General features: G+C 51.9%; 9 protein-coding genes and 1 pseudogene. 9 read left to right on the top strand and 1 reads right to left on the bottom strand.

Translation table 11 applies throughout. The features are described 5' to 3' along the window. Positions 1–119 precede the first annotated feature (119 nt). From JKP81_RS15305 to JKP81_RS15265, 9 genes and pseudogenes are all read left to right on the top strand, one after another. Positions 120–1,130: pseudogene (locus tag JKP81_RS15305) on the top strand (phage major capsid protein); the annotation flags it as partial. 52 nt (positions 1,131–1,182) lie between these two features. Further along, a complete protein-coding gene (locus JKP81_RS15300) occupies positions 1,183–1,743 on the top strand; it encodes an HK97 family phage prohead protease (RefSeq protein ID WP_044179433.1) in 561 nt (186 codons plus the stop codon). 1 nt (position 1,744) lies between these two features. Beyond that, positions 1,745–2,971, top strand: coding sequence for a phage portal protein (locus JKP81_RS15295; RefSeq protein WP_044179436.1), 1,227 nt, complete (start codon positions 1,745–1,747; stop codon positions 2,969–2,971). Continuing rightward, a complete protein-coding gene (locus JKP81_RS15290; protein ID WP_200552388.1) occupies positions 2,968–3,306 on the top strand; it encodes a phage head closure protein in 339 nt (112 codons plus the stop codon). The genes JKP81_RS15295 and JKP81_RS15290 overlap by 4 nt, the downstream gene beginning before the upstream one ends. Beyond that, positions 3,303–3,596: a head-tail connector protein gene (locus tag JKP81_RS15285; protein ID WP_044179441.1), complete on the top strand. Its 294-nt coding sequence runs from the start codon at positions 3,303–3,305 to the stop codon at positions 3,594–3,596. The genes JKP81_RS15290 and JKP81_RS15285 overlap by 4 nt, the downstream gene beginning before the upstream one ends. Further along, positions 3,596–4,039, top strand: a complete 444-nt coding sequence (locus JKP81_RS15280; RefSeq protein WP_200552387.1) for an HNH endonuclease signature motif containing protein — start codon at positions 3,596–3,598, stop codon at positions 4,037–4,039. Before JKP81_RS15285 ends, JKP81_RS15280 begins: the two co-directional genes overlap by 1 nt. Then, positions 4,032–4,184 carry a hypothetical protein gene (locus tag JKP81_RS15275; RefSeq protein WP_044180648.1) on the top strand — a complete coding sequence of 51 codons (153 nt, stop codon included), beginning with the start codon at positions 4,032–4,034 and terminating at the stop codon, positions 4,182–4,184. The genes JKP81_RS15280 and JKP81_RS15275 overlap by 8 nt, the downstream gene beginning before the upstream one ends. 130 nt (positions 4,185–4,314) lie before the next feature. Next, complete coding sequence (locus JKP81_RS15270) at positions 4,315–4,671, top strand: phage terminase small subunit P27 family (RefSeq protein WP_086598361.1); 357 nt, start codon at positions 4,315–4,317, stop codon at positions 4,669–4,671. Continuing rightward, the gene (locus JKP81_RS15265; RefSeq protein WP_200552386.1) at positions 4,655–6,316 is read left to right on the top strand and encodes a terminase large subunit; all 1,662 of its coding nucleotides are present in this window, start codon (positions 4,655–4,657) and stop codon (positions 6,314–6,316) included. Before JKP81_RS15270 ends, JKP81_RS15265 begins: the two co-directional genes overlap by 17 nt. Before the next feature lie 239 nt (positions 6,317–6,555). On the opposite strand, the gene JKP81_RS15260 is transcribed toward JKP81_RS15265, so the two are convergent. Continuing rightward, the gene (locus tag JKP81_RS15260) at positions 6,556–7,428 is read right to left on the bottom strand and encodes a hypothetical protein (RefSeq protein WP_200552385.1); all 873 of its coding nucleotides are present in this window, start codon (positions 7,426–7,428) and stop codon (positions 6,556–6,558) included. Positions 7,429–7,752 lie beyond the last annotated feature (324 nt).

Here is a 7,752-nt window from a genome sequence, read left to right as displayed (position 1 = left end):
ACAACCTGTTTGACTGCTTCAGTTTTAAACTCTTCGGGATAACGCTTACCGCTCATGGGCACCTCTCTTTAAGCCATCTTAAATGACTCTGAGGTGTCTGTTAAACCCGTGGCGATTCAGAAATTACCCGCCTTGAAGCCGTCGCCGACGATCAGCGCAATCTGCCAGGTACCTCCGTTGAAGGTAAAGGCGTGACCAATGATGAGCTGCGCCACTACATCATGACCGGCGACACCCGCTCGCTCTCCACGCTGGTGCAGGGTGATGGCGGCTATACCGTTATCCCTGAGCTGGACAAAGAGATCATGCGCCAGTTGCAGGATGACAGCGTTATGCGCTCCATTGCCACGGTAAAGACCACCAAAACCAACGAATACCAGAAACTGGTGTCAGTGGGCGGGACTACAGTTAAGCGCGGCACCGAGGGTGAATCACGTACCGAAACCAGTACGCCGAAGATGGAGCGCGTTGATATCAAACTCAACCCGATCTACGCCTACCCGAAAACAACTCAGGAGATCCTCGACTTCTCCGAGGTGGATATTCTGGGCTGGCTGTCTTCCGAAATTACCGACACCTTCACCGCTACCGAAGAAAGCGACTTTGTGAACGGCGACGGTGATAAAAAATCCAGAGGGTTCCTGTCCTATCCACGCGCGGCCACCAGCGATAAAACCCGTCCGTTCGGCACGCTGGAGAAGATGACCACCGCTGCTGTTAACTCCGATGGCCTGATCGACCTGCTGTACAAGCTGAAAGCCAAATACCGCAAAAATGCTGTATGGGTGATGAACTCCAACACCGCCGCCACGCTTCAAAAGCTGAAAAACGGCAACGGCGATTACATCTGGCGCGATCGTCTTGTCGCTGACTCCCCTGATACCCTGCTGGGCCGTCCGGTTCAGTATCTGGAGACGATGCCTGATGCGGCTGCGGGTGAAGCGTTCCTGGCAGTCGGCGACTTCAAGCGCGGTTACTTCATCGTGGATCACACCACTGGCGTGCGCACCCGTCCCGACAACATCACCGAACCCGGTTTCTACAAGGTGCACACCGATAAATACCTGGGCGGTGGTGTGGTGGACTCCAGTGCCATCAAGGTGCTTGAGCTTTCCGGCTCCGGTTCCTGATCTGATGTTTAAGGGGCTCCGGCCCCTTTTTGCCCTCTGTGGAGTCCAGACAATGAAAACAATCGATTTTGAAATCCGCACTTCCGATCTGAGCGCCAGCAACAAAAAGCTGGTGGGGTACGCGGTGCGCTGGAACAGCCTCTCAGAAGTGATCTGGGATGAGTTCCGCGAGCAGTTCGCGCCGGGAGCGTTTAAAGACAGCCTGGCTTCCGGCAGTGATGTGCGTGCGCTGTATGAGCATAACTATGCCCAATTGCTGGGGCGTACCAAATCCGGCACGCTGGTACTGTCCGAAGATGATACCGGGCTGCGCTTCGAGCTGACGCCACCAGACACTCAGCTTGGTAATGATGTGCTGGCGCTGGTGGAGCGCGGGGATATTTCCGGCATGAGCTTTGGTTTCCGGGCACTGAAAGAGGCGTGGGATGTCGGCCAGTCTCCTTACCTGCGTACCGTGACCGCTGCCGAACTGCGGGAAATCACCGTTACCTCAATGCCTGCTTACCCTGAATCCGGCGTGGAAATCGCGCACCGTTCGCTTTTCTCCCAGCATCCTGAACTTATGCGCACTGGTGATAACCGTCGCCGCTGGGCTGACCTGGCGGGGCTGTGATATGTGGAATATCTGGCCTTTTGGCCGCAAAACAGATCAGCGCAGCCTGACCATTGATGAGTTTCTGGCGATGGCAGGGATTCCAAATACCGGATCAGGCGAATATGTGTCTGCGGGTACTGCGGAATCCCTGCCGGCGGTAATGAATGCCGTGGCGGTTATCAGCGAGGCGGTGGCAACAATGCCCTGCTATCTGTACCGGGTGCGCAACGATAACGGGCGCGAGGCGCGGGAATGGCTGAGCAATCACCCGGTCGATTTTCTCCTGAATGAGCAGCCGAACGACTGCCAGACACCTTACCAGTTCAAGCGCACGATGATGCGCCACTGTCTGCTGAACGGTAACGCCTATGCGGTGATCCAGTGGGGCCGAGACGGCCAGCCGCAGTCCCTGCATCCGTATGCGCCGGGTGCAGTGGTGCCTGAGCGTATCGGCGAGCATAAGTACAAATACACCATCACTGAACCGTTTACCGGGGTAGTACGTACCTACCTGCAGGAAGAGATTCTGCACCTGCGTTACTCGACCGATGATGGTTTTCTGGGGCGCTCGCCGATCACCATCTGCCGTGAGGCGCTGGGGTTAGGTCTGGCCCAGCAGCGCCACGGCGCCAGCATTATGAAAGACGGCATGATGGCGGCGGGTATCGTGAAGGCTAAAGAATGGCTCGACAGCACTAACGGCAAGAAAGCGCTGGATGCGCTGGAGCGTTACAAAGGTGCCAGAAATGCCGGTAAAACGCCGATCCTTGAAGGTGGCATGGAATACGAGCAGCTTGGCATGAGCAATCAGGATGCCGAGTGGCTGGCCTCCCGCCGGTTCTCTATTGAAGACATTGCCCGCATGTTCAACGTGTCGCCCATCTTCCTGCAGGAATACAGCAACAGCACCTACAGCAACTTCAGTGAGGCGAGCCGCGCCTTTCTCACCATGACAATGCGCCCCTGGCTGGCCAACTTCGAGCAGCAGATTAAATCCGCGCTGCTGGTGGCATCACCTGTCCCGGGCATCCGCTACCAGGTGGAATTCGACTCTGCCGATCTTCTTCGTGCCACCCCTACCGACCGTTACGCCACTTATGAGCGCGGGATCAAGAACGGGATTATTAATCCGAACGAAGCGCGAGAAAAAGAGGGGATGCCGCCGCGTGAAGGTGGCGACGAATACAGCCAGGCATGGAAACAGGAAGTGAAGATCAGCAATGACAACAAGGAAGGTGACGAATGAGAGCCGGAGGACTGAGAAATCGCGTCACTATCCGCACTTTCACTTCATCGAGAACACCTTCCGGGCAGGTTATTCAGGTATGGGAAGACGGGGAAACTATCTGGGCTGAGGTAAAGGGGATCAGCGGTCGGGAATTAATGGCGTCAGGTGCTGAGCTTGCCGAAGCGACAATCCGCGTGTGGGTGCGTTTTCGCCGTGATATCACGGCCGCCAGTCGTCTGAAAGTACTCACTGGCCCATTTGCTGGCAACACTCTCAATATTATCGGGCCTCCTGTACCTGATGCGGAAGGTACGCGGCTGGAAATTCTCTGTAAGACAGGAACGGAAAAATGACAGCAGAAATCACACTTGAAGAAGCAAAGCTGCATTGCCGTATTGATGATGATTACGAAGACACTCTGATACAGGCGTATATAGAAGCGGCACTGGAAGTTTGCCAGAAGCATATCGGCAAGCGATTTGATAACGGTCTGGAGTTTACCCCCGCTATCAGGATTGGCTGCCTGATGTACGTCTCTCAGTTGTATGAGTACCGCACAATGATTGGTGATACCGACGCCAGAGAGATACCGATGGCGGTCTCTGCTTTGTGGTCTGTCTACCGTGATGTGGGGGTGTACTGATGCCGTGGCAACCACTACGCCGGTGCACCGAGCCGGGATGCAATAAGCGGGTGAAGTCCGGCAAATGCGATGAACACAAGAGGGAAGCGTGGCGGGCAGAGGATGCCCGACGCGGCCACCGTCGCGCCCGCGGTTATTCAGCTTCATGGGAGAAGTACCGCGCTCAGTATCTGAAACGTCATCCCCTGTGCGTTGAGTGCCAGAAGCTGGGCCTCTACGTACCTGCAAAGATTGTCGATCACATCATCCCTGTCGACGGCGGTAATGATGTTCTGTTCTGGCCTGAGTGGAATCACCAGCCGTTATGCCAGACGCATCATAACCAGAAGACCACACAGCAAGACCCAATCACCAAAGTGCAGCGCAAAGCAGGTCTTTACCGCGAGCAGGAAGAGCGTGCAGCACAACGTAATGACTGGATGTATGAGGCACCCGATGAATGAGAAAGACGTGGTGAATCTGTACCGATCATTAATGCGCTGCCGTGATGGCTTCATGAAGGGCCGTGTCAGACGCGATGAGGGCCAGCCCGTGAAGCGTATGAGTGAACGTGATCGGGAGGTGATGGAATGTTTCCGCAACCGCTGACGGGACGCATGGGCAGGGTGGGGGAGGTTTTCAGGACAAAACCCCGGGTGCAAGGCACCGCCCGCCCCCTCAAATTTTTACGCACGGTGATTTTTTTGAAAATAAAACGCGACGGAAATGAGAAATTTTTATGGCAAGACCACCGAAACCGCCAGCTTACCTTGATGAGTTAGCCGCGCAGCAGTGGAAAGCGAAAGCCAAGCAACTGGCGGAGCGCGGGGATCTGACCCCCGCCGACTGGAACAACCTTGAGCTTTTTTGCGTCAACTATTCGATGTACCGCAAAGCAGTGGAAGACCTTGCCAGCCGTGGGTTCAGCATCGTTAACAGCCAGGGCGGCGAGAGTCGGAATCCGGCGCTGAGTGCAAAGGCCGATGCGGAAAAAATCATGATTAAAATGTCGTCGCTGCTGGGCTTTGATCCGGTAAGCCGCCGCCGTAACCCGGTGGAAACGGAAGAGGAAGACGAGCTTGACCGTCTGGGATGAGTACGCAAACGCGATAAAAACGGGCGAAATTCCGGCCTGTAAGCGCGTAAAACAGGCCGTGGAAAGGTACTTTTCAGACCTGAATCACCCCCGTTATGAGTTCGACACGGCGACCGTGGAGCGATTTATCGCATTCTCCCGGCTCTGTCCTCACGTCAAAGGGCCGCTACGGGGCCAGCCCATCGGGCTGGAGCCGTGGCAGCAGTTCGCCTTTGCTAACCTGCTGGGGTTTAAAGTCAGGAAGTCAGGCCGGAGGAAATACAGCAGCGCTTTTATAGAAGTGCCTCGCAAGAACGCCAAATCCACGGTGGCCGCCATGCTGGCTAACTGGTTCCTGGTGATGGAGAAAGGCCAGCAGGATATCTACACGGCGGCGGTGAGCCGGGATCAGGCCCGAATCGTGTTCGACGATGCCCGCCAGATGTGCCTGCTGTCAAAACCGCTGAAAAAGCGCGTAAATATTCAGGCGCATAAGGTCATTTTCCCGAAGAGCAACAGCCTGCTAAAGCCGCTGGCGGCGAAAGCGGCCACCATTGAAGGGACTAACCCCAGCCTGGCGATTGTCGATGAGTACCACCTTCACCCGGATAACGGCGTTTATTCCGCGCTTGAGCTGGGTATGGGCGCCCGTCCGGAGGCGATTTTGTTCGCCATCACTACCGCCGGGAGTAACGTTGTCTCGGCCTGTAAGCAGCATTATGACTACTGCTGTCAGATTCTGGCCGGGGAAGAGAGCAACGATTCGCTTTTTGTCCTGATCTACGAGCTGGACGACGAAAGCGAGGTTGAGCAGCCTGATATGTGGATCAAGGCTAACCCTAACCTGCATGTTTCCGTTGACGCGGCAAAGCTGGAATCCACCATCCAAAAAGCGCGGGGCATACCGTCGCAGTGGGTGGAAATGCTGACCAAACGTTTCAACATCTGGTGCCAGGGTTCCACGCCGTGGATGGGGGCCGGTGCATGGGATGCCTGTGCGCTCGATTATACCGAAGCGGAGCTGGCCGGAATGGAGTGTTACGCCGGATTTGACCTGTCCTCAACCAGTGATATCACCAGCGTGAGCTACGCTTTCCCGTTCGACAGGGAGATCCGCCTTCTGACCCGACATTATCTCCCGGAAGCCCAACTGCTTAACGTCGCCAACAAAAACCGCGCAATCTACCGCCAGTGGGTGAAAACGGGCTGGATACGCACCACACCCGGCGACTGTATCGACTATGACCGCATCCGTGACGATATCCTGCGCGATGCTGAAACCTTCAATATCCGGCTGGTGGGCTTTGATACGTGGAACGCCACACACCTGCGCACCCAGCTACAGGGGGCTGGCCTCGATGTGGAGCCGTTCCCGCAAACCTATCTCAGGTTCAGCCCGGTAGCGAAATCCTTTGAGGTCTTCGTTAACCGCAAGGTGGTGCGCCATCGAGGAGATCCGGTTCTGGCCTGGGCGATTGGAAATGTGGTAATGGAGTCTGACGCCAACGCCAATATCAAGCCCAACAAAAAGAAATCCTCCAACAAGATAGACCCGGCGGTATCTGCTCTGATGGCATTTGGTACTTTCCAGTCTGAGCACGAGGACTTTACTTTCGATATGAGTGCTAGACACAAACAAAGGCTGGCGACATTTGACGGTATCTGACAGGAGAAAGACTAATCACGAAGTAATTGCGACTATCCGTTTGGGTGAGCAGCCGGTAAGTTTTTTGGTAAAGTCCACTACCGCCTTATCCAGTACCTCTCTTTCACGTAAACGTCGCATCAACGGAGTGCTTACGTTTCAGGAGTTTATGTCGAAGATCAGCAATGGGTATAATCAAAATATGTAATTAAATAATTACATTATAAAATGGCCTGGCAAGGTTGCCAGGCTTGATTTTATCATTTGATTTTGCCGTCTTTAAATATCATCTGCTTTGTGCCAGTATTATATTTTTCAACTATGCCTAACAGATCTTTAGAATAATCAATTACTGAGGAGGTTGTTATGGGGGCATGATATTCATAGTCGAGCTTGTAACCTTTTATTTTTATTTTTATATCGCCAGCCTTGGTTTCAAGATAAGAATTATCCAGTTCCTCACTAAATGTTCCTTTTCCGTACTGAATGTCGGGTATTTTTTTGAGTAACAAATGAGATAAGTCAAAGAGTGAAAATTTATGCCCTGTTGATTCATTACTTATAAATATTTCGTTATTTAATGATGAGGTAAATGCATGGTTTATTATATCTGCATTTAGATCTTTTTGTTTTTCTAACCAATCTGTGTCAACATTAGGCGCGAAAGAGGTTATTCTGGGGCTTGTAAGAGCGACGATATTTAATTGGATGGTTTTGATTAACGGCGTTCCGTCTTCGGCCGTCCATTCTCTTTCATCAGCTTCTCGGACGATAAGAAGATCAATTTTATGCTGCTCAGCTTTTATGCTGGCCCCACTCTGGTAACCAGTCTTTGTTGCATAAATAAGTCTTAATCCTGGTATGTCTGCAGTTTTACCAATAAATGCATCAATTTTTTCAACAGTAATGCTTGATGCGTAATCTTTACATTCAATGACCGTTTTATAAACGTAGCCCCCTAAATCAAACTCCCAATAAACATCAAACTGCCTTTCAATACCGTTTCTGTCTGTTAATTTTTTATTAGTTTCAACTTCTATATTTTTTAAATGAGACATACCTTCGGCAGTTATTAAGCTTTGTTGTATTGTTCGAACAAATTCCTCATAAGCCTTGCCAGTGTTTTTAGCCATTATGATGTCACTCTAAAGGTAAATTAATTATTAACCCTGAACAACGTACTCTTCACATGCATTAGTGAAGATAGTTGAAGGACCCTTCGTACATCCTACAATTTCTGCAAAGGACTTCAACCTTGTAGAGGAAAAATTCATAGTTACGATAAAGTTTACATTAAGTATCACTGCATTCAATTACTTATTACGTGTGGAGCAAAAATGGCATACTCAGAACAGATTCGTATCGATATTCTTTGAAAATATTCAGTAATTGAAAATTTAAAAGGGCAATGATGGATAAAGGAGGCATTACCTTAAGTACAACCAAAAGAGCAGGCA

The organism is Kosakonia sp. LAM2021, assembly GCF_016620385.1.
GTDB classification, from domain to species: domain Bacteria; phylum Pseudomonadota; class Gammaproteobacteria; order Enterobacterales; family Enterobacteriaceae; genus Kosakonia; species Kosakonia sacchari.
Note: the sequence above shows the minus strand (reverse complement) of the source record. Positions and strands in the feature narration are given on the sequence as shown.

Coding starts and splice junctions, on each gene's coding strand:
- JKP81_RS15300 (WP_044179433.1), top strand. CDS start 1,183: ATGAAAACAATCGATTTTGAAATCCGCACTTCCGATCTGAGCGCCAGC.
- JKP81_RS15295 (WP_044179436.1), top strand. CDS start 1,745: ATGTGGAATATCTGGCCTTTTGGCCGCAAAACAGATCAGCGCAGCCTG.
- JKP81_RS15290 (WP_200552388.1), top strand. CDS start 2,968: ATGAGAGCCGGAGGACTGAGAAATCGCGTCACTATCCGCACTTTCACT.
- JKP81_RS15285 (WP_044179441.1), top strand. CDS start 3,303: ATGACAGCAGAAATCACACTTGAAGAAGCAAAGCTGCATTGCCGTATT.
- JKP81_RS15280 (WP_200552387.1), top strand. CDS start 3,596: ATGCCGTGGCAACCACTACGCCGGTGCACCGAGCCGGGATGCAATAAG.
- JKP81_RS15275 (WP_044180648.1), top strand. CDS start 4,032: ATGAATGAGAAAGACGTGGTGAATCTGTACCGATCATTAATGCGCTGC.
- JKP81_RS15270 (WP_086598361.1), top strand. CDS start 4,315: ATGGCAAGACCACCGAAACCGCCAGCTTACCTTGATGAGTTAGCCGCG.
- JKP81_RS15260 (WP_200552385.1), bottom strand. CDS start 7,428: ATGGCTAAAAACACTGGCAAGGCTTATGAGGAATTTGTTCGAACAATA.